The organism is Xanthomonas sp. SHU 166, assembly GCF_000364685.1.
Classification (GTDB): domain Bacteria; phylum Pseudomonadota; class Gammaproteobacteria; order Xanthomonadales; family Xanthomonadaceae; genus Xanthomonas_A; species Xanthomonas_A sontii.
Map to the genome: position 1 here is coordinate 1 of NZ_AQOJ01000926.1, position 2,247 is coordinate 2,247.

Here is a 2,247-nt window from a genome sequence, read left to right on the forward strand (position 1 = left end):
AGTGCGGCGAGCCGCTGGCGCAGGCGCGACTGCCCGACCAGCGCCACGATCGACAGCAGTGGCAACGCCAGCACCACCAGCGCCGCAAACACCACCAGCACGACCAACTTGTCCATTCGTCTCACATCTCCAAAGGCGGTGGCGCGGCGCCCGTGGCGCGCACCGGGAGCCCGGCGGCGCCGGACCTGGCGCAGATGGTAGACGAGTTCGGCGCCGACATCGGCCCACGGACGGGGCCGCAGCCCAGTCAGCGCAAGGCCCGGCGTTCCGACAAACGGTCTTCACACCGCCCTCAAGCCCAGTGCACCAGCGGCCGCTACACCCCTTATCGCGTCGTCCGCCTGCTGTTTTCTCCCACCCCACCGGCAGCATGAATGAACCTACCCGCCCACCCCGCCGACGCGGGGATCGATGACCATATTCGCGCCGTCGTCGGCTTGTCCGACCAGTTGCTCGGCCAGTTGCGCCGCTCGCTGCAGGGGATCGACGCGATCAACCGCACCACCCACATGATCTCCATGAACGCGCGCATCGAGTCGGCGCGGATCGGCGCCGCCGGACGCGGCTTCAGCGTGATCGCGCAGGAAATGGACGGGCTGTCGCGACGCGTGGCCGAGGCCACCCAGGACCTGGACAAGGTCGCCGCGCGCACCAGCGCGGAGATGCGGCAGACACTGGGCCGCCTGCAGGACGACGTGCGTCGCACGCGGCTCAGCGAGCTGGCCCTGAGCAACATCGACCTGATCGACCGCAACCTCTACGAGCGCAGTTGCGACGTGCGCTGGTGGGCCACCGACGCCGCGGTGGTCGCCGCGGCGCGTGCCGACAGCGATGCCGAGGCGCTGGCCTACGCCTCGCGGCGCATGGGCCAGATCCTGGATTCGTACACGGTCTACTTCGACCTGATCCTGGCCGGAAGCGATGGCCGCATCCGCGCCAACGGCCGGCCGCGGCAGTTCGGCTCGGTCGGCAGCGACGTCTCCGCGCAGCCATGGTTCGAACACGCGATGCGCACGCGCAGCGGCGAGGAATTCGGCTTTCAGGACGTGCATGCCAGCGCGCTGGCCGACGGCGAGCGCGTGCTGGTGTACGCATGCACGGTGCGCGACGGCGGTCGCGTCGATGGCCGCGTGCTGGGCGTGCTGGGCATCGTGTTCCGCTGGGACGCGCTGGCGCAGACGATCGTGCAGCGCACGCCGCTGTCCGAATCCGAATGGGGCCGCAGCCGCGCCTGCATCGTCGATGCGCAGGGCCGGGTGCTGGCCGACTCGGCCGGGCGCATGCTGCAGGACCGGATCGACTTCGACGGCCGCGACGCCTTGTTCAAGCAGCCGCGCGGCGCCGTGCTGATCGATCTCGACGGCCGGCCGCACTGCATCGCGCATGCGGCCTCTCCGGGGTACGAAACGTACCGCACCGGCTGGCACTCGCTGATCCTGCAGGCACTGTAGCCACACGCACTGGCGCCCACCGCAAAAGCGGCAGCGGATCACAGGCTGCCGCGCGCGGTGTCGGCACAGCCGCCTGTGCGGTACCCTCAGACCGTGTGCCGACGACTGCGACGACCTCATCGGCAGGGCGTCGTCTCTGCCTGAACGCCCGTGCGTGCTGTATTGACGGCGTCATTTCGCCATGCCTAAGCTCGTCGCGCCGCGTTGATGCCGCGCCGACGCATCGCCTCGACGCGACCGGTGCACTCTGGATTGCAGACGCCACTTCCCAGGTAAACGGACATGACCATGAAACCCTTTCGCACCCTGCTGATCTCGGCCCTGCTGGCCGGGTCTTTCGCCGCTCCCGCCCTGGCCGAAAAGGTCGACAATCCGGAGCTCTACACCCCGGATGCGGTGAAGAAGAACATCGTCATCGGCAAGACCACCAAGGAGCAGGTGCGCGCGATCTATGGCGAGCCCAACTACGTCTCCAGGACGTCCGGAAAGGAAGGCGGCTACGAGAAGTCCTGGAGCTATCGCCCCGGCGAATCTCACGGCGAGAAGGCGCGCAAGACCGCGACCGGCCTGCTGAAGCGGATGCTGCCCGGTTACTACACCGGCCCGGCGATCAACGAAGCGCAGGAGCATGGCGTCGGCGCGCGCAACGTCAAGTCGTACGACCTGGAAGTGGAATTCGACGCCAAGGGCGTGGTCACCGATTACCAGCAGAACGAAAGCAACCAATCGCGCGACGCGCTGTAATCGCGAGGCCGAGCCAGCCTGCGGCAGCCGACCCGCCGCGGCAGGGCCAGCG

At 68.6% G+C, this 2,247-nt stretch carries 2 protein-coding genes; both read left to right on the forward strand.

Annotated elements, in window-relative coordinates:
* The first annotated feature begins 374 nt into the window (after positions 1 to 374).
* Entirely contained in the window at positions 375 to 1,451 is a 1,077-nt protein-coding gene (locus D180_RS20760) for a cache domain-containing protein (RefSeq protein WP_043091478.1), read from the forward strand.
* 282 nt (positions 1,452 to 1,733) lie between these two features.
* The gene (locus D180_RS20765; protein ID WP_017914276.1) at positions 1,734 to 2,195 is read left to right on the forward strand and encodes a hypothetical protein; all 462 of its coding nucleotides are present in this window, start codon (positions 1,734 to 1,736) and stop codon (positions 2,193 to 2,195) included.
* The last annotated feature ends 52 nt before the right edge of the window (positions 2,196 to 2,247 follow it).